Here is a 17,989-nt window from a genome sequence, read left to right on the forward strand (position 1 = left end):
TTTCTCCCGGCGTAGAGGAAGTAGTCATCGGAAATAGTCATTGCCGGGGACCTACCCGAGGTGCCGGAGCCCGAAACGCCCGCGGTGTCACCGGGATCACATTTCTTCAACGGGTTTAACATATTCACAAGTTTGTGAAGGCGGAGTAGCTTCGGATCATGGCCACCACCAGGTGCGCACCGGAACACCGGCTCATCGCCACCGACCCGGACCGCCACCACGAACTCGGCACGCACGCGGCGTGGTACGTCGTGGCCGGCGTCGTGACGACCGGCATCCAGGCGGCCCTGTTCCTCCTGCTGCGCGACCGGCTCGGCTCCCAGGTGGCGAACCTGGTCGCGATCGCGCTGACGACGGTCGGGAACACCGAGTTCCACCGCCGCGTCACCTTCGCCGGGCGGCAGAGCAACGCCGGGAAGCGGCACCTGCAGGACCTCCTCACCTTCGCCTTCTACGCCGGGTACGGCTCGGCGGTGCTGGCGATCCTCGACGCGGTCGTCGACCGGCCGACGTCGTGGGAGGAGACGGGCACGCTGCTGCTGTCCAGCCTGGTCGGCGGGTTCGTGCGGTTCGCGGTGCTGCGCTGGTGGGTCTTCGCGCACCGCAGCGAAGAGGCCGAGGCCGCGCACACCGGCTAGCGTGCCGACGTGGCCCCGCGAGAAGACATCAAGCCCCACGAGGGCGGCACCGAACCGGACTACCGCTTCACGCTGGCCAACGAGCGCACGTTCCTCGCCTGGCTGCGCACCGCGCTCGGCCTGCTCGCCGGCGGGGTCGCCGTGCACCAGCTCGTGCCCGCCCCGGCCGGGGCCAGCGCCGTGCTCGCCGGGCTGTGCGTGGCCCTGGCGGCCGTCCTCGCCGCGGCGGCGTACCCGCGCTGGCGGCGTGTGCAGATCGCGATGCGGGCCGGTGAGCCGCTGCCGCGCAGCCTGATGATCGTGGTGCTGACGGCGGGCCTGTTCCTCCTCATCCTCACGGCGGCGATCCTGCTGGCGCTGTCGTGACGGCCGCCACACCGTTCGGTCACCGTCCGTGGTGCCCCGAAACCGGCGTCCCGGGCCGGCCCAGCGCCCCCGGACCCGTCCCGGCCGCCGGCTTATTGGCAGTCGGATTATCGGCCGTTCGCGACTACTCCGGTCTCACCGCACCGGCGGCACCGTGACCGCCCCCGCCGGTGCGCAGGCCGAGCGGACCGGGCTGGCCTGGCGTCGAACCGCCCTGGCCTCCGCCGCCTGCACCCTTCTGCTGCTCCACTCGGCCGCACTGCGCCACTGGGGCCTCGCGCTCCTGCCCGTTCTGCTCTCCGCGGCGACGTCCGCCCTGCTCGCGGGGGTCGGCGCGGCCCGCGAACGGGCGTTGCGTGCCGCCGAACCGGTGGCCATGCCCCGGCTACTGCCCGCCGTGACGTCGCTCGCCGTGACCTTGACTGCCACGTCCGTGATCGCGCTCCACTGACGAGTGAAGTCGGCACATCCTGAAAGCGATTAATCGCAATGTGAGGCGTCTGGTCGCGGTTGCATCACGGTCGCTCCTGCGAACGGGGTATTGGTGGTTGAAATCTGGACTGATGGGCCAGGAGGTGCTTACGATTACCCAGCGTCGCACGGAGCGCAGGTGGGACCGGATCTCCGGGAGTACCTGCGATCACACCGTTACGGAGAGTTGAACCCCCGGCAGCGACGGTCGAGGGTCGGCCGGGGAGACGACCATGACTGCACCGTCCAGGACCACCGGGGAATCCGCCACGGAGGTTCGCGATTATCGCACTCCGGAATCATTGCCCCGACCTGGTGGGCGACTGACCAAGGAGGACCTCGACCCGCTCGTCAAAGACGCGGGCGAGGGCAATCCCGCCGCCATCCACACCCTGCTCAAGATGATCGAGCCGGTGGTCGTGCGGTACTGCCGCGCCCGGATGGGCGGCCGTGACCTCTCGTACCTCTCGGCGGACGACGTCGCCCAGGAAGTGTGCCTCGCGGTGCTGAAGGCGCTGCCGGACTACCAGGACCGCGGCGGTTCCTTCCTCTACCTCGTGCACGCCATCGCGGCGAACAAGGTCGCCGACGCCTACCGCGCCGTGGCCCGCGACCGCTCCGAGCCCGTTCCCGAGCTCCCGGAGCGCCCGCTGATCGGCAACGAGCCGGAGAACCGCGCGCTGTCGCTCGACCTCGGCGCCCGGCTCGGCCGGCTGCTCGCCACGCTGCCCCGGGTGCAGCAGGAGATCCTCGCGCTGCGCATCGCCGTCGGCCTTTCGGCGCAGGAGACCGCCGAAGCGCTCGGCATCTCGGCGGGCAACGTGCGCGTGACGCAGCACCGCGCGCTCGCCCGGCTGCGCGGCATGATCAGCGACGACGAGTTCTAGAACCAGACCAGACCTTCACGCCGCGGGCGTGGGACCTCCTGTACCCCCTGGGGGAGGTCCCGCGCCCGCATCCATGTGTCAGAGGCCGTAGACCTCGCGCGCGTTGTGCTCGAAGACGCCAAGGCGTTCCGCGTCCGACAGGGACCCGGTCAGCGAGACCGCCGCGTCCAGGACGACTTCGTAGGACGCCGCCAGTTCGCAGACCGGCCAGTCCGAGCCGAACAGCAGCCGTTCCGGACCGAACGCGTCGAGCACGTGGTCGACGTAGCGGCGCAGGTGCGCGACCTCCCAGCCCGACCAGTCCGCCGCCGTGACCAGGCCGGACAGCTTGCACACGACGTTCTCGCGCTCGGCGAGCGCGGCGATCGCGCCGGCCCACGGCTCCCACTCCCCCGCCGCGATCGGCGGCTTCGCCGCGTGGTCCAGGACCAGCCGCAGCCCCGGCAGCCGCAGCGCCACCTCGCTCGCCGCCGCGAGCTGCGCGGGCCGCACCAGCAGGTCGTAGACCAGACCGGCGTCCCCGACCGCGCTCAGCCCCGCCACGATCTCCGGGCGCAGCAGCCAGTCGTCGTCCGGCTCGTCCTCGACCTGGTGCCGGATCCCCACCAGCGGCCCCCGCGACCGCAGCGCGGCCAGCCGGTCCGTGACGTCCGGGGCGCGCAGGTCGACCCAGCCGACGACGCCCGCGACCACCGGTTCCGCCACGGCCGTCGCGAGGAACTCCTCGGTCTCCTCTTCCGCCGCCACCGTCTGGACCAGCACGGTCGCGTGCACCCCGGCCGCCTTGGTCACCGCGCGCAGGTCGTCGGCCGTGTACGGCCGGCGGATCGGGTCCATCGCGCCCCCCGCCAGCCACGGGTACGCCCGCCGCGACGGGTCCCAGAGGTGGTGGTGCGCGTCGATCATGAGACTCCTTCGGCGATGACGGCGTCGGCGCGCAGCAGTCCCGCGTCGACCAGTTCGGCCCACAGCTCCGGCGGCACGACGGCCCGGGCACGCCGCGCGTTCACGCTCACCTGCTCCGGATCATGCGCGCCGACGACGACCGACGCCACCGCGGGATGGGCGATCGGCAGGGCCAGCGCGGCCTCGGGCAGCTCGACGCCGTGCCGCGCGCAGATCTTCGCGATCAGCTGCGCCCGCTCGACGAGCTCGGGCGGCGCCTCGGCGTAGTCGTAGACCCGGCCGGGTTCCGCGGTGGCCAGGATGCCGGCGTTGAACACCCCGCCGGCCACCACCGTGACGCCGCGCTCGGCGCACAACGGCAGCAGCTCGTCCAGCGCGGCCTGGTCGAGCAGCGTGTAGCGCCCGGCCACCAGCACGACGTCGAGGTCGGTCCGGCGGACGAACTCCCCGAGCATCGGCGCCTGGTTCATCCCGGCGCCGAACGCGCCGATCACGCCCTGGTCCCGCAGCTCGCGCAACGCCGGGAAGGCACCGCGCAGGGCCTCCTCGAAGTGGTCGTCCGGGTCGTGGACGTAGACGACATCGACGCGGTCGAGGCCCAACCGGGTGAGACTGTCCTCGAAGGAGCGCAGGACGCCGTCACGGCTGAAGTCCCAGCGGCGCTTGTAGGCGGCCGGGACGGCGAAGCCCTCGTCGTCCTTCTCCCCCGCGCCACCCGGGTTCGGCTCCAGCACGCGGCCGACCTTCGTGGACAGCACGTACTCGTCGCGCGGGAACTCGCGCAGGGCCGCGCCGAGGCGGGCTTCGGACAGCCCGAGGCCGTAGTGGGGCGCGGTGTCGAAGTAGCGGACGCCCTCGTCCCACGCGCGCCGCACGGTCGCGGCCGCCGTCTCGTCGGTGATCGCGTGGTACAGGTTGCCCAGCTGCGCGCAGCCGAGCCCGAGCGGGGACAGGGAGAGGTTCACGCGGTCACTCCTTCACCGGCAGTTCCCAGACCAGCCCGATGCCGGTGTCGTCGCCGGAGTAGTCGTCCTCCACGGCCAGCAGCTCGGCCATCCTGGCCTGCCACGGGACGTTCGCGGGGTGCTCCCGCAACGCCGCGCGCATCGCCGCGTAGTCGTCGACTTCGAGGACGTGGAAAAGGTCGAGGCCGCTACGCCAGATCCGCCAGGTGCGGACGCCGGCCGCGCGCAGCGCGACGTCCAGCTCGGGCGGGATCACGGCGTGGACGGACTCGTACTCGGCTTCCTTGCCGGGTTTCAGCTTCGTGTGCAGGGCCACTCTTTGTGGTGCGGGATCGTGGGTCATGACCACTCCTTCGCCGGGGCATGGCACGCTGGGGAGTAACACCCAAACATCCGAGGTCTGTTGCAGGGAAGGGCGGACACGATGCCCGTCACCGATGTCGCGATCGACAAGATCAAGGACATGATCATCTCCGGCGAGCTGGCGCCCGGCGACCGGCTGCCGAAGGAGGCCGAGCTGGCCCAGCGGCTCGGGCTTTCGCGCAGCTCCCTGCGGGAGGCCGTGAAGGCGTTGTGCCTGATCCGGGTGCTCGACGTGCGCCAGGGCGACGGCACGTACGTCACCAGCCTCGAGCCGAACCTGCTGCTCGACGCGATGACGTTCGTGGTCGACTTCCACCGCGACGACACCGTGCTCGACTTCCTCGCCGTGCGGCGGATCCTCGAGCCGGCCGCGACCGCGCTGGCCGCGCTGCACATGAGCGACGACGACATCGCGGAGCTGGGCACGCTGCTCGGGGAGCTGGCCGACTCGCCGACCGTCGAGGCGCTCGTCGCCAACGACCTCCAGTTCCACCGCAAGATCGCCGACGGCTCCGGCAACCCCGTGCTCTGCTCGCTGCTCGACAGCCTCTCCGGGCCGACCGCGCGGGCCCGGATCTGGCGCGGCCTCACCCAGGAGGGCGCGGTCGCGAAGACCCGGGAACAGCACTCGGCGATCTACGAGGCCATCGCGGCCCGCGAGCCGGAACTGGCGCGCTCGTGGGCGACCGTGCACGTCGCGGGCGTGGAGCAGTGGCTGCGCAACGCACTGGGCACGGCCGACGACCCGACGTCGGACGCCGCCGCCGACCTGCCCGCCGCGGAAGCTTCCTAGCCGCACCCGCAACACCTCCTCGTCCCCACCCTCGTGAGTGTTTAGGGCGGTTAGAACCGCCCTAAACACTCACGAGAGCCGCGGCAGACCCTGGAACGTCGGATGATCACGCTTTTGGACTCAGGTTTGCGGCTTTCCACCCGCATACCGGGCGATGATCAGCGCAACCAGGATGATGGCGCCGTAGATGGCCCCCTGCCACTCCGCCGTGACGTGCGCGTAGTTGAGCAGGCTGGACACCGACGACAGCAGCAGGACGCCGGTCAGCGCGCCGACGAGCGTGCCCTTGCCGCCGTCGAGGGAAACGCCGCCGATCACCGCGGCCGCGAAGACCTGCAGGATCAGCCCGGAGCCCTGGTTCGCGCCCAGCGCGCCGACGTACCCCGTGTACGCGAGCCCGCCGATCGCGGCGAGGATGCCGGCGACGACGAACACCGCCCACGCGATCCGGTCGACGCGCACCCCGGCCGCCCGCGCGGCCTCGCGGTTGCCGCCGATCGCGTACAGCGCGCGGCCGACGCGGTGGTAGCGCAGCACCCAGCCGGCGACCGCGAACAGCACCGCCGCCAGCCACACCGACATCGGCAGCCCGGCGAACGTCGTGGTCGCCAGGTTCGTGAACGAGTCCGGCAGGTTGAACAGCGTCTTGCCCTTGGTCGAGCCGACCTGCACCCCGCGCAGCACGGTGAGCATGGCGAGCGTGACGATGAAGGCGTTCAGCTTCAGCTTCACGATCAGGAAGCCGTTGACGAACCCGACGAGCGCGCCGCACAGCGGGATCACCAGCAGGCCGATCGCGGTCGGCAGTTCGACGCCGAAGCCGGCCGACGCCGCCGGGATCACCACCATCGCGCCGAGCGCGGGCGCCAGGCCCATGGTGGATTCCAGCGACAGGTCGAACTTGCCGGTGATCAGCACCAGCGACTCGCCCAGCACGACCAGCGACAGCGCGGCCGACGCGGTCAGGATGCTGACGATGTTGCTCCAGCCGACGAACGTGTCGTCGACCAGGCCGCCGATGACGAACACCACGACGAGCGCGGGCAGCAACGCGAGTTCCCGCAGCCAGAGCGCCTTGCGACGCTGTGCAATTGGCGCGGCCAGCTCCGCTGCCGGAGGATCGGTCATCACGTCGGTCACGACAGCTCGACTCCTTCGATGTCGGCCACGAGGTCGCCGTCGGACCACCCGGCCTGGTGCTCGGCGACCACGGCCCCGGCGCGCAGCACCAGGACCCGGTCGCTCAGGCGCAGGTCGTCGAGCTCGTCGCTGACGATCAGCACACCCTTGCCCTCGGCGCGCACCCGGTCGACGACCGCGAGCAGCGCCTCCTTCGACTTCACGTCCACCCCGGCCGTCGGGTTGATCAGCACGACGACCCGAGGGTCGCTGGCCAGCGCCCGGGCGAGGACGACCTTCTGCTGGTTGCCGCCGGACAGGTCCGACACCGGCTGCTCGGCGCTCGCGGCGACGATGCCGTAGTCCGCCAGCGCCTGGGACGCCTTCGTGAACCGCGTCTTCGGCGACGCGAGCCCGCCGCGGCCCATCTTGTCCAAAATGGACAGTGTGGCGTTGTCCATGATCGGGTGCTCCAGCACCAGGCCTTCGTGGTGCCGGTCGCGCGGCACGCAGCCGATCCCGGCCTTGAGCGCCGCCGGGATGTCGCCCGGCCGCAACGGTTTGCCGTCGACGCGGACCGTGCCCGCCGACGGGCGCCGCAGGCCGTAGACCGTCTCGGCGACCTGGTGCTTCCCGCTGGCGTTGCTGCCCGCGAGCCCGACGACCTCGCCTTGGTGGAGCCGGAAGGAGACGTCCGAGAAGCCGTCGCCGGAGAGGCCGTCGACCGCGAGGATCTCCGGCGCGTCCGCCTCCAGGGCGTCCCGCGTGGCGGCGTCGCGGACGGACAGGCCGCCCGGTTCGCCGGTCATCGCGTCGACCAGCTCGGCCCGGCCGACTTCGGCGACCGGCGCGGTCAGCACGTGCTTCGCGTCGCGCAGCACCGTGACCGCCTGGCAAACCTCGTACACCTCATGGAGGTGGTGCGAGATGAACAGGAACGTCACGCCGTTCGCCTGCATCTGGCGCATCCGCTCGAAGAGCCGCTCGATGGCCTGCTTGTCCAGCTGCGCGGTCGGTTCGTCGAGCACGATGAACCGGGCGCCGTAGGACAGCGCGCGGGCGATCTCGACGAACTGCCGGTCCTCGACCGACAGTTCGCCGGCCGGGGTGTCGACGTCGACGTGCACGTCCCACGACCCGAGCAGCTCGGTGGCCTGCCGCCGCAGCTTCTTCCAGCCGATCGAGAACCCGCCGCCCGCCTGCCGGTTCAAGAACAGGTTCTCGGCCACCGTGAGCTGCGGGACGACCATCGCGTGCTGGTAGACGCAGGCCACGCGCGCCTTCCAGTCGTCCTGCTTGGTCAGGGGCGGGGCCGGCTCGCCGCCGAACTCGACGTGCCCGGTGTCCGTGGCGGACAGGCCGGTGAGGATCGAGACGAGCGTCGACTTGCCGGCCCCGTTGCGCCCGACGAGCGCGTGCGACTCGCCCGGGTGCACGTCGAGGCTGACGTCGTGCAGCGCCACGGTCGGGCCGTAGCGCTTCCCGACGCCGCGGGCGCTGACCACCGCGGTGGCGGGCGGCGCGATCACAGGTTGTTCCCCCACAGGGCCTTGTCGTCCACGTTGGCCTTGGTGATGACGGGCGCGGGCAGCTGGTCCTCGAGGATGCCGGGGCTGATCTCGACGATGGTGCTGTCGTGGTCGGTCGGGCCCGGCTTGAACGTCTCGCCGGCCATGGCCTTCTTCAGCCAGTACAGGCCGTACTTCGCGTACGCGTCGGCGGGCTGGGACACCGTGGCGTCCAGCTCGCCGGCCCGGATCGCGGCCAGCTCCTGCGGGATGCCGTCGTTGGACACGAGCACGATGTGCTTCGGGTCGCCGACCGGGAAGAACAGGTTCTTGCGCTTGAGCGCCTGCTGGGTCGGGGCGAGGTAGACGCCGCCGGCCTGCATGTAGACGCCCTTGATGTCCGGGTTCGCCGTCAGCATGCTGTCGAGGCCGGAGGACGCCTTGTCGGCCTTCCACTCGGCCGGGATGTCCAGCACCTGGATGCCCGGGTACTTCTGCGCCATGCAGGCCTTGAAGGCCTCCGAGCGGTCGCGGCCGTTGACCGAGGCGAGGTCACCCTGGATCTGCACGACCTTGCCGGACTTGACCTTCTCGCCGATCGCGTCGCACGCCTTGGTGCCGTAGGCCTTGTTGTCGGCCCGCACCACCATCGCGACCTTGCCGCTCTCGGGGGCGACGTCGACCGCGACCACCGGCACGCCCTTGTTCTCCGCCTGCTTGAGCCCGGCGACGATCGCCGCGGAGTCCAGCGGCGTCACGACCAGGCCCTTGACGCCCTGGTTGAGGAACGTGCCGATGTCGGTGATCAGCTTCGCCGGGTCGCTGTCGGCGTTGACCGTCGGGAGGACGTCGACGCCCTCGGTCTTCGCCATCTGCGGCACGTAGTTGTTGTAGGCCTGCCAGAACGGCGAGGTCAGCAGCGGCAGGGTCGCGCCGACCTTGCCGCCGGGACTGCCACCCGCGCTGGGCGCGGCGGCATTGTCCTTAGTGGACCCGCAGGCGGCCAGCACCAGGCCGCAGACGGCGGCCGTGGCGGCCACCTGGATCACCCTGTTGTGCACCGCATCCTCCTTGATGACAGCGAAAAGTCTTATTGGGGTTGCACCGGACCGCGCGGGCGCAGGCCGTACATACCGCCGTCGACCGCGAGCGCGGTGCCGGTGGTCGAAGCGGACAGCGGGCTGGCGAGGTAGACGATCGCGCCCGCGACCTCGTCGGCGGTGACCAGCCGGCCCATCGGCTGGCGCGCGGCGAGCGCCGCGCGTTCGGCCGCCGGGTCGTCGGCGGAGTCGAGCAGCCGGCCCACCCAGGGGGTGTCCGCCGTGCCCGGGCACACGCAGTTGACGCGGATCCGGTCGGGCAGGTGGTCGGTCGCCATGGCCAGGGTCAGCGAGAGCACCGCGCCCTTGCTGGCCGAGTAGAGCGCGCGGCTGGGCAGGCCGGCCCAGGCCGCGATGGAGCAGGTGTTGACGATCGCCGCGGACGGCGAGTTCCTGAGGTGCGGCAAGGCGGCCCGGGCGAGCCGGACCATGCCGACGACGTTGACGTCGAACACGCGGTGCCACTCGTCGTCGCCGTTGGCGGTGACGTCGCCCTGCGCGCCGATGCCGGCGTTGTTGACGAGGATGTCCAGGCGCCCGAAGCGTTCCACGACGGCGTCGACGGCCGAGCGCACTTCGTCGTCCGAAGAGACATCACAGCGGAAGCCTTCGTCACCCGGTTTCAGATCCAGGACGGCCACCTGCGCGCCGCGCTCGGCCAGCAGGGTGGCCGTCGCCAGGCCGATCCCCGAGGCGCCTCCGGTGACGGCGGCCACCAGGCCCTCGAATTCACTCACTTGCGGTCTCCGTCCACTCGGGACCGTCCGGGAAGCGGAACCGGCGCAGCGTGGTGTCGTGCATGCGCGCGGAGAACCCGGGGGCGGTCGGGGCGAGGTACCGGCCGCACTGCACGACGGCCGGGTCGGTGAAGTGCTCGTGCAGGTGGTCGACCCACTCGATGGTGCGGTCGGTGTCCGACGCCGACACCGCGACGAAGTCGAACAGCGACAGGTGCCGCACGAGCTCGCAGAGCCCGACACCGCCGGCGTGCGGGCACACCGGCACGCCGAACTTCGCGGCCAGCAGCAGGATCGCCAGGTTCTCGTTGAACCCGCCGACGCGGGCGGCGTCCAGCTGGAGCACGGAGATCGCGTTGGCCTGCAGGAGCTGCTTGAACATCACGCGGTTCTGGACGTGCTCACCGGTGGCGACGCGGATCGGCGCAAGCGCTTTCGCGATGGCGGCGTGGCCGAGGATGTCGTCCGGGGACGTCGGTTCTTCGATCCAGTACGGGTCGTACGGCGCGAGCGCGGTCATCCAGGTGATCGCGGCGGAGACGTCCCAGCGCTGGTTGGCGTCGACGGCGATGCGGATGTCGTCGCCGACGGTCTCGCGGGCGAGTTTCATCCGGCGGACGTCGTCGTCGAGGTTGCCGCCGACCTTGAGCTTGATCATGTCGAAGCCGTCCGCGACGGCCTGTTCGGACAGCCGCACCAGCTTCGCGTCGGCGTACCCGAGCCAGCCGGGTGACGTGCTGTAGGCGCGGTAGCCGTTGGCTTCCAGCTGCGCGACCCGCTCGGCCCGGCCGGGCTCGGCGGCACGCAGGATGTCGAGGGCTTCGGCCTCGGTGAGCGCGTCACTCAGGTACCGGAAGTCGACCAGGCTGACCAGCTCTTCGGGCGTCATCCGGGCCGCGAACTTCCAGACGGGCAGCGCGGCGCGGCGCGCGGCGAGATCCCAGGCGGCGTTGACGACCGCGCCGACCGCCATGTGCGCGACGCCCTTTTCCGGGCCCAGCCAGCGGAACTGCGAGTCGCCGACGAGTGTGCGCGACAGGTCGCCGAGCGCGGCCGCGTCCGCCGGGACGTCGCGGCCGACGACGTGCGGCGCGAGCGCGCGGATCGCGGCGGCCTGGACGTCGTTGCCGCGGCCGATGGTGAACGCGAGGCCGTAGCCGTCCGGGCCGCCGTCGGTGTGCAGCACGACGTAGGCCGCGGAGTAGTCCGGGTCGGGGTTCATCGCGTCCGAGCCGTCGAGCTCCCGCGACGTCGGGAACCGGACGTCGAGGACCTCCATGCCGATGATCTTCGCCATGGTCAGGCCTGCCTCGCGGTCTGGCGCTGCCGGCCGAGGCCGTCGATCTCCAGCTCGATCACGTCGCCGTCGCGCAGGTACGGCTTCGGGTCGGGCTGCCCGAGCGCGACGCCTTCGGGCGTGCCGGTGTTGATCAGGTCGCCGGGGCGCAGCACCATCACCTGGCTCAGGTGGTGGATGATCTCGGCCACGGAGAAGATCATGTCCTTGGTCGACGAGTCCTGCTTCTTCTCGCCGTTGACCCACAGCCGCAGGCCGAGGTCCTGCGGGTCGGGCACCTGCGCCGCGGGCACCAGGGCCGGGCCGAGCGGGTTGAAGTTCTCGCAGGACTTGCCCTTGTCCCACTGGCCGGCGCTGAACTGGAACGCGCGCTCGGAGACGTCGTTCGAGACGACGTACCCCGCGACGTGGTCCAGGGCCTCCTCGACGCTGTCGAGGTAGCGGGCGGTCGTGCCGATGACGACGCCGAGCTCGACCTCCCAGTCGGTGCTGACCGACTTGCGCGGGATGAGGACGTCGTCGCCGGGGCCGACCACGACGTCCGGCGCCTTCATGAACACGACGGGCTCGGTGGGCGGCGTCGCGCCGGTCTCCTCGGCGTGGCGGCGGTAGTTCATCCCGATGCAGACGACCTTGCCCGGCTGGGCGATCGGCGAGCCGACGCGCAGGGCCGTGACGTCTTCCGCCGGCAGCTCCCCGGCGGCGAGCGCGGCGGCCACCCGGGCGAGGCCGCCGGTGGCGAGGAACCCGCCGTCGACGTCGGCGGTCAGCCCGCTCAGCCCGTAGGTCGTACCGTCGTCGGCGCGGACGTACGGACGCTCGCTTCCCGGCTCTCCGAGGCGTACCAGCTGCACGGATGTTTCCCTTCACCAGCCCGACCAGACATCCGATGTATATCGCAGACGAGGCCTCCGATCCAGAGCCGTCGCACAATCGGCGGGAAAATGATCGGATCAGTGTCGGTGGGAGCCCGGTCGAGCACGGGGTGTCACCAGTCACAGGCGGAATAGGCCCGGTGACCACGTCGCTGCTCCTCGGTGTAACTGGAGGAGGCGCATGACCGACACCGCGGAACCTGCCGCGCCCACCCGGCGCGCGCAGCTGAAGTTCGTCCTGATCCTGGGCGGGCTCTCGGCGTTCGGGCCCCTGTCCATCGACATGTACCTGCCGGCGCTGCCGCAGATGGCGGGCGACCTGCACGCCGCGGACACGACGGTGCAGCTGACGCTCAGCGCGTTCATCGTCGGCCTCGCGGTCGGCCAGCTGGTGCTCGGGCCACTGTCGGACGCGCTCGGCCGCCGCGGGCCGCTCCTCGTGGGCCTCGTCCTGTACGTCGTGGGCTCGGTGCTGTGCGCGGTCAGCCCGGACGCGTGGCTGCTGGTCGCCGCCCGGGGTGTGCAGTCCCTCGGCGCCGCCGCGGGCATCGTGATCGCCCGCGCCGCCGTGCGCGACCTGTACTCCGGCACCGCGATGACGAAGTTCTTCTCGACGCTGATGCTGGTCAGCGGCCTGGCCCCGATCCTCGCCCCGCTGATCGGCGGCCAGCTGCTGAACTGGACGTCGTGGCGCGGGGTGTTCGTCGTGCTGACGGTGTTCGGCGCGCTGCTGCTGGCCGTGGTCGCCTTCGCGATGCCGGAGCCGCTGCCGGTGTCCCGCCGCTCGCCCGCGCGGCTCGGCCGGGTGATGAAGACGTACGGGCGGCTGGCGGTGGACCGGACGTTCGCGGGTTACGCGCTGGCGTCCGGCCTGCTGTTCGCGTCGATGTTCGCCTACATCTCGGGGTCGTCGTTCGCGCTGCAGGGCGTGTACGGGTTGAGCCCGCAGGCCTACAGCGTGGTCTTCGGCGCCAACGGCGTCGGCATCGTGCTGGCGGGTCAGCTCAACGGCCGGCTGGTGGGCCGGGTTCCCGAGCGCACGCTGCTGCTCGCCGGTCTCCTCCTCGGCGCGCTCGGCGGCGTCCTGGTGCTGGTGTCGGCGTTGGCGCACCTGCCGCTGGCCGCGCTGCTGGTGTCGTTGTTCCTGCTGGTGTCGAGCATCGGCCTGGTGATGCCGAACGCGAGTTCCCTGGCGCTGGCCGAACACGCCCGCTCGGCGGGCGCGGCGTCGGCGCTGCTGGGCGTGCTGCAGTTCGTGGTCGGCGGAGTGGCCACACCACTGGTGGGCTTGGGCGGCCCGGGAACGGCCGTCCCGATGGCGGCGACCATCGCCGGGTTCGCGTTGCTGGCGCTGGTGGCGTTCTTGACGCTGACCCGGCCGGTGGTCACGGCTCCGGATCCGCTGCCGTAAGCCGACTGTTCTCCCTCAAGCCGTCGTCGATCGATCCCAGGTCGACGCGCATGGCGTTCGTGAGCAGCTCGAACGCGTCCACGGCGGGGTCCCACACGTCGTCGAAGTTCCGTCCCCGCAGCTTCATGTCCGGCCGGGCGAGCCAGTCCCGGGTCGCCCGGAGCCGGCCACCGAAGCCGCGAGCCGCCGACGTGACGTCTTCGGAAGCGACGATGGCGCACGAGGTGACCAGGTCCTGCAACCTGCGCAGCGCGCCGGCCAGCTCGAGAACGGTCTCCGCGTTGCCCTCGGACCGATCGGAACGAGAGACGGACAGCGCGGTCACGGCGTCCGCGAACACCTGGGTGATCTTCAGGTAGATCTCCGACCTCAACCCGAACAGCAGCTTCCGGCGTTCCAGCTCGCGCTGGTGCTCGAGCTCCTGGGCGAACCGCGCTCGTTGCTGCTCCAGCTCGGTCGCGGATCTCTTGTTCGCGCTTTTCGTCGTCAACCACGTGGTGATCGACGCCGTCAGGAGGGCGACCACCGCTGTCATGCCGGCGACAGCGATGGTCAGCCAAGCGGGAGTGTTGTTCATCTGGGCAGGCTTGACCCTCAGCCGAGGTCCGCGAGATCGCCCGTCTCGAGCTGCTCCGCCGTCACCTTCGTGCGGCCGTCGACCAGCGCGCTCAGCGCGTCGCCGTCGTCCCACATGTTCACGTTCATCGCCGCCGCCACTTCGCCGTCGCGGAGCCAGAACGCCGTGAACTCCCGCGACGCGAGGTCGCCCCGCACCACCAGCTCGTCCGCGGCCGGGTCGGCCAGGCCGCGGTACTCGCAGCCCAGGTCGTACTGGTCGGTGAAGAAGTACGGCGACGCCAGGTAGGGCTCGTTCTCCCCCAACAGGTTCTGCGCCACGTGCATGCCCTGGTCCTTCGCGTTCTGCCAGTGCTCCACGCGGATGCGGCGGCCGTAGCGCGGGTGGAAGTGGGCCGCGATGTCGCCGACCGCGTAGACGTCCGGGGCCGCCGTGCGCAGGCCCGCGTCCACCGCGACGCCGCCGTCGTCGGACAGCTCCAGGCCCGCCGCGTGGGCCAGCTCGACCCGCGGGGCCGCGCCGACCGCCACCAGGACGACGTCCGCCGGCAGCTCGTCGCCGTTGCCCAGCTTGACGCCGCGGACGCCGTCCGGGCCGCCCATGATCTCCGCGACCTGCTCGCCCAGGCGCCAGTGGACGCCGTTTTCCGTGTGCAGGTCCCGGAACACCCCGCCGATCGTCTCGCCGATGACCGTCGAGAGCGGGACCGCGACCGGGTCCACCACCGTGACGTCCGCGTCGTGCGAGCGGGCGGCCGCGGCGGCTTCCGAGCCGATCCAGCCGGCGCCGATCACGACCACGCGCTCCGCCTCGGCGAACGCGGACCGCAGCTTGAGCGCGTCGTCGAGGCTGCGCAGCGTGTAGAGGCCCGGCAGGTCGCCGCCGGGGACCGGGAGGGCCTTCGGGCGCGAGCCAGTGGCCAGCACTAGGCGGTCGTAGCGGTGCTCACCGCCCGCGTCGTCCAGGACCAGCCGCGCGCCCAGCTCGACGCGGGTCGCGGTGACGCCCGGGGTGAACCGGATGTCCTTCTCCGCGTAGTACTTCTCTTCGTGCACCCAATCGGGTTCGTCGGTGGTGCCGAGCAGGACGCCCTTCGACAACGGCGGCAGCTCGTACGGCCGGTGCGGATCGGACCCCATGAGCAGGACTTCGCCGGTGTAACCGCGTTCGCGCAACGCGGCCGCGGCGGACGCACCGCCCAGGCCCGCTCCGACGACGACGATCTTCCGCGGCTCCGACATCCTGACCTCCACCGGCGACAGCAAATCCTGGCGCGAACCTACTCCGGAACCCGCCGCACCACATCCCGGTACGCCGGAACCCCTCGTTCCGCAAGGGAAAACTCGCGAGTAGGCAAATCGGGTGAACCGGCGTCATGGCCCCGTGGCGCAGGTCTCCCACCCCCGCACGAAGCAGAACGTCGAGGGAATCGGAGGCGGCGACCATGAGTCGGGGCGAGTGGTCGGTCACCTGCCGGGATCTGGCCGGCAGGCGCAGGGACGTGACGGTGTTCGTCAGCAACGACAAGGTGGTGCTCGTCGCGCCACCGGGCGAGGCGGCGGTGCTCGGGCCGCTGGACGTCGGACGGCTGCGGGCCGCCCTGCGTGACGCCATCGTGGCTACGGCGGACGACAAGGTGGAAACCTGACAACTACCGTTCCTACTTTCCAGTAGGTTAGAGTCGGCCCGACGACGTCGAGTGCGAGGGGCCGGCCATGACCACCTACTTCGTGACGGGCGCGACGGGTTTCCTCGGGAAACGCCTGGTCGCCCGGCTGCTGCGGCGACCGGAGACGTCCGCGGTGTACGCGCTCGTGCGTGAGACCTCGCGGGAGCGGCTGTCGGTGCTCGCGGAGGGCTGGGCGAACGCCGGCAAGCTGCACCCGGTGGTCGGCGACCTGACCGAGCCCCGGCTGGGCGTCGACGCCGCCGGGCTGCCGCACCTGGACCACGTCGTCCACCTCGCGGCGGTCTACGACTTCACCGCGGACGAGGAGACCAACCGGCGCGCCAACGTCGAGGGCACCCGCCACCTGCTCGCCTTCGCCGCGACGGCCGGGGCGGGGCTCGTGCACCACGTCTCCTCGATCGCCGTCGCGGGCGACCACGCCGGACGCTTCACCGAGGCCGACTTCGACCTCGGCCAGCACTTCGGCTCGCCGTACCACGCAACGAAGTTCCAGGCCGAGAAGCTCGTCCGCGAGCAGCCGCTGCCCTACCGCGTCTACCGGCCCTCGGCCGTCGTCGGCGACTCGCGCACCGGCGAGATGGACAAGATCGACGGCCCGTACTACTTCCTGCCCGCGATCTCGCGGCTGGCGGCGCTGCCCCGGCGTCTCCCGCTGGCCGCGCCCGACCTCGGCGGGACCAACCTGGTGCCGGTCGACTACGTCGTCGAGGCGATGGAGTACCTGATGCACCGGGACGCGCCGGCCGGGGCGACCTACCACCTCGCCGCCGCGCGCCCGCAGTCGCTGAACTCCGTCTACAACGCCTTCGCGCGCGTCGCGGGCGGGCCGGCGATCCGGGCCGTGCTGCCCGCGAGGCCGTCGAACGTGCTGCGGCGGGCGGGCACCCGGCTCGCGCACGCGGCCGCCGCCGGGGTCGACCGCGTGCCCGGCGGGCGCCTGACGCGGGCCGCCGTCCTCGACGAGCTGGGCGTCCCCCTCGAAGTCCTGCCGCACCTGAGCACCGAAGTCGTCTTCGACACCGCGCGGACGACGACGGCGCTCTTCGGCAGCGGCGTCCAGCTCCCCGAGCTGCGGGAGTACGCGGCCCCGCTCTACCGGTTCTGGCAGGCGCACCTCGACCCGGACCGCGCCCGCCGCACCCACGGCCTGGCCGGGCGGACGGTGCTGGTCACCGGCTCGTCGTCCGGCATCGGCCGCGCGTCGGCGCTCGCCGTGGCGCGCAAGGGCGCGAAGGTGATCCTCGTGGCCCGGCGCGCCGACGAGCTCGACGACGTCCGTGGCGAGATCACGGCCGCCGGCGGCGTCGCGGCGGCGTACCCGTGCGACCTCACCGACGGCGACGCGGTCGACGCGCTGGTCAAGGACGTGCTGAGCGACCACGGCGCCGTCGACATGCTGGTCAACAACGCCGGCCGGTCGATCCGGCGCTCGGTTTCGCTGTCCACGGAACGGTTCCACGACTACGAGCGCACGATGGCGATCAACTACTTCGGCCCGGTGCGGCTCATCCTCGGGCTCCTGCCGTCGATGGCGCAGCGGCGCTTCGGGCACGTCGTCAACGTCACCACCATGGGCCTGCAGACCGACACCCCGCGCTTCTCCGCCTACCTGGCTTCGAAGGCGGCGCTGGAGGAGTTCGGGCTGGCCGCCGGGCGCGAGACGCTCTCGGACGGCGTCACCTTCACCTCGGTCCGGATGCCGCTGGTGCGGACGCCGATGATCGCGCCGACCGGTTACCGCGGGATCCCGTCGAGCAGCCCGGAACGCGCGGCCGCGCTCGTCGTCAAGGCCCTCGAAGAACGTCCCGCGATCCTCAGCCTCCCCGAAGGACGGGCCGCGGAGATCGCGACGTTCGTCGCGCCGCGGCTCTCCCGCTTCGCCGCGCACCTCGCTCACCAATCGACGCGGGAGTCGGCGCCGGAGGTCCGCGGGCTGCCGGGCCGGCCCGCGCCGGCGGCCGTCGCGGCGGCGATCACCCGCGTGATCTGGCGCCGTCGTGCGTGATCGGTGCGAATTCCGGCAAAAACCTGGCACCGCGGCGACGGTACTTCTACCCTCGCGCGAGTCTCGTTCATCAGGACGAGCGTGAACTGGGGAGTTCGAAATGCCGGAACGCAGTACTGGGGAACGCACCGCCTTCGCGGATCAGACCGCCGCGATCGGCACCGCCCGCACCACGACCGGGTGACGTCTTGTGAGTGTTTAGGGCGGTTAGAACCGCCCTGAACACTCACGAGCAGGTGGGGGCGGGTGGTCCGGCCGGTATCCGCGGGCGGCCCGGCCGC

At 71.5% G+C, this 17,989-nt stretch carries 19 protein-coding genes; 8 read left to right on the top strand and 11 right to left on the bottom strand.

Features of this window, described 5'->3' with window-relative positions:
- Positions 1-158: 158 nt before the first annotated feature.
- From OG570_RS01530 to shbA, 4 genes are all read left to right on the top strand, one after another.
- Positions 159-638 carry a GtrA family protein gene (locus OG570_RS01530; protein WP_326955305.1) on the top strand — a complete coding sequence of 160 codons (480 nt, stop codon included), beginning with the start codon at positions 159-161 and terminating at the stop codon, positions 636-638.
- Between the two features lie 9 nt (positions 639-647).
- Entirely contained in the window at positions 648-1,004 is a 357-nt protein-coding gene (locus tag OG570_RS01535; protein WP_326955306.1) for a YidH family protein, read from the top strand.
- A gap of 154 nt (positions 1,005-1,158) precedes the next feature.
- Positions 1,159-1,455, top strand: coding sequence for a DUF202 domain-containing protein (locus tag OG570_RS01540; protein WP_326947066.1), 297 nt, complete (start codon positions 1,159-1,161; stop codon positions 1,453-1,455).
- A 253-nt stretch (positions 1,456-1,708) separates the two neighbouring features.
- Complete coding sequence (gene shbA, locus OG570_RS01545; RefSeq protein ID WP_247062228.1) at positions 1,709-2,362, top strand: RNA polymerase sigma factor ShbA; 654 nt, start codon at positions 1,709-1,711, stop codon at positions 2,360-2,362.
- Between the two features lie 78 nt (positions 2,363-2,440).
- Here the strand turns inward: shbA and OG570_RS01550 are convergent, their stop codons facing one another.
- Genes OG570_RS01550 through OG570_RS01560 form a run of 3 tightly spaced genes read right to left on the bottom strand, consistent with a single transcriptional unit; the run spans position 2,441 to position 4,576 of the window.
- Positions 2,441-3,268: an amidohydrolase family protein gene (locus OG570_RS01550; RefSeq protein ID WP_326955307.1), complete on the bottom strand. Its 828-nt coding sequence runs from the start codon at positions 3,266-3,268 to the stop codon at positions 2,441-2,443.
- Positions 3,265-4,233, bottom strand: a complete 969-nt coding sequence (locus OG570_RS01555) for an aldo/keto reductase (protein ID WP_326955308.1) — start codon at positions 4,231-4,233, stop codon at positions 3,265-3,267. Before OG570_RS01555 ends, OG570_RS01550 begins: the two co-directional genes overlap by 4 nt.
- 4 nt (positions 4,234-4,237) lie before the next feature.
- Positions 4,238-4,576, bottom strand: a complete 339-nt coding sequence (locus tag OG570_RS01560) for an L-rhamnose mutarotase (protein ID WP_326955309.1) — start codon at positions 4,574-4,576, stop codon at positions 4,238-4,240.
- 81 nt (positions 4,577-4,657) lie between these two features.
- On the opposite strand from OG570_RS01560, the gene OG570_RS01565 reads away from it, so the two are divergent.
- Positions 4,658-5,389 (top strand): FadR/GntR family transcriptional regulator, encoded by a 732-nt coding sequence (locus OG570_RS01565; RefSeq protein WP_326947062.1) that lies wholly within the window; start codon positions 4,658-4,660, stop codon positions 5,387-5,389.
- A gap of 120 nt (positions 5,390-5,509) precedes the next feature.
- Here the strand turns inward: OG570_RS01565 and OG570_RS01570 are convergent, their stop codons facing one another.
- Genes OG570_RS01570 through OG570_RS01595 form a run of 6 tightly spaced genes read right to left on the bottom strand, consistent with a single transcriptional unit; the run spans position 5,510 to position 12,004 of the window.
- Positions 5,510-6,529 carry an ABC transporter permease gene (locus tag OG570_RS01570; protein WP_326955310.1) on the bottom strand — a complete coding sequence of 340 codons (1,020 nt, stop codon included), beginning with the start codon at positions 6,527-6,529 and terminating at the stop codon, positions 5,510-5,512.
- A complete protein-coding gene (locus OG570_RS01575) occupies positions 6,526-8,037 on the bottom strand; it encodes a sugar ABC transporter ATP-binding protein (protein ID WP_326947060.1) in 1,512 nt (503 codons plus the stop codon). Before OG570_RS01575 ends, OG570_RS01570 begins: the two co-directional genes overlap by 4 nt.
- On the bottom strand, positions 8,034-9,065 hold the full coding sequence (locus OG570_RS01580; RefSeq protein ID WP_326959831.1) for a sugar ABC transporter substrate-binding protein: 1,032 nt from the start codon (positions 9,063-9,065) through the stop codon (positions 8,034-8,036). Before OG570_RS01580 ends, OG570_RS01575 begins: the two co-directional genes overlap by 4 nt.
- Positions 9,066-9,106: 41 nt before the next feature.
- Positions 9,107-9,853 (bottom strand): SDR family NAD(P)-dependent oxidoreductase, encoded by a 747-nt coding sequence (locus tag OG570_RS01585; protein ID WP_326947059.1) that lies wholly within the window; start codon positions 9,851-9,853, stop codon positions 9,107-9,109.
- Entirely contained in the window at positions 9,846-11,150 is a 1,305-nt protein-coding gene (locus OG570_RS01590) for an enolase C-terminal domain-like protein (protein ID WP_326955311.1), read from the bottom strand. Before OG570_RS01590 ends, OG570_RS01585 begins: the two co-directional genes overlap by 8 nt.
- A gap of 2 nt (positions 11,151-11,152) precedes the next feature.
- Positions 11,153-12,004 (bottom strand): fumarylacetoacetate hydrolase family protein, encoded by an 852-nt coding sequence (locus tag OG570_RS01595; RefSeq protein ID WP_326955312.1) that lies wholly within the window; start codon positions 12,002-12,004, stop codon positions 11,153-11,155.
- 202 nt (positions 12,005-12,206) lie between these two features.
- Between OG570_RS01595 and OG570_RS01600 the strand changes: the two genes are divergently transcribed.
- Positions 12,207-13,436 carry a multidrug effflux MFS transporter gene (locus OG570_RS01600; protein WP_326955313.1) on the top strand — a complete coding sequence of 410 codons (1,230 nt, stop codon included), beginning with the start codon at positions 12,207-12,209 and terminating at the stop codon, positions 13,434-13,436.
- Here the strand turns inward: OG570_RS01600 and OG570_RS01605 are convergent.
- Together OG570_RS01605 and OG570_RS01610 are read right to left on the bottom strand one after the other, a co-directional pair.
- A complete protein-coding gene (locus OG570_RS01605) occupies positions 13,411-14,013 on the bottom strand; it encodes a hypothetical protein (RefSeq protein ID WP_326955314.1) in 603 nt (200 codons plus the stop codon). The two genes, OG570_RS01600 and OG570_RS01605, sit on opposite strands and share 26 nt — an antisense overlap.
- Positions 14,014-14,030: 17 nt before the next feature.
- Entirely contained in the window at positions 14,031-15,254 is a 1,224-nt protein-coding gene (locus OG570_RS01610) for an NAD(P)/FAD-dependent oxidoreductase (RefSeq protein WP_326955315.1), read from the bottom strand.
- Positions 15,255-15,457: 203 nt separating this feature from the next.
- On the opposite strand from OG570_RS01610, the gene OG570_RS01615 reads away from it, so the two are divergent.
- Together OG570_RS01615 and OG570_RS01620 are read left to right on the top strand one after the other, a co-directional pair.
- Positions 15,458-15,661, top strand: coding sequence for a hypothetical protein (locus OG570_RS01615; protein ID WP_247062208.1), 204 nt, complete (start codon positions 15,458-15,460; stop codon positions 15,659-15,661).
- Positions 15,662-15,728: 67 nt separating this feature from the next.
- Positions 15,729-17,708, top strand: a complete 1,980-nt coding sequence (locus OG570_RS01620) for an SDR family oxidoreductase (RefSeq protein WP_326955316.1) — start codon at positions 15,729-15,731, stop codon at positions 17,706-17,708.
- Positions 17,709-17,989 lie beyond the last annotated feature (281 nt).

Origin of the sequence: Amycolatopsis sp. NBC_01286 (assembly GCF_035982555.1) — a bacterium.
GTDB lineage: Bacteria > Actinomycetota > Actinomycetes > Mycobacteriales > Pseudonocardiaceae > Amycolatopsis.